General features: G+C 67.0%; 1 pseudogene. It reads right to left on the bottom strand.

Annotated features, from left to right (window positions below):
• A pseudogene (locus SB751_RS35590) lies at nucleotides 1–233 on the bottom strand (cytosine deaminase); the annotation flags it as partial.

Below are 233 nucleotides of genomic sequence, written 5' to 3'. Positions count from 1 at the left end.
ACGCGCGCTTCTTCCGCGAGCACTTCCAGAAAGCGCGAATGCGGATCGTCGGTCTCGTCGCAGTGCACGTCGACGAGGCAGCCGGTGCGCTCGGCCAGCTCCATCAGGAAGCGGATCGAGCTGACGCCCTGCTCGCGCGTGTTCTCGAAATGCGGAATCCCGCCGACGACGTCCGCACCGAGATCGATCGCCTGCTCCATCAGCGCGCGGCCGCCGTCGAACGACTCGATGCC

The sequence above is a fragment of the Cupriavidus sp. SIMBA_020 genome (assembly GCF_046535395.1).
GTDB lineage: Bacteria > Pseudomonadota > Gammaproteobacteria > Burkholderiales > Burkholderiaceae > Cupriavidus > Cupriavidus campinensis.
This window is presented reverse-complemented; position numbering and strand designations above follow the sequence as displayed.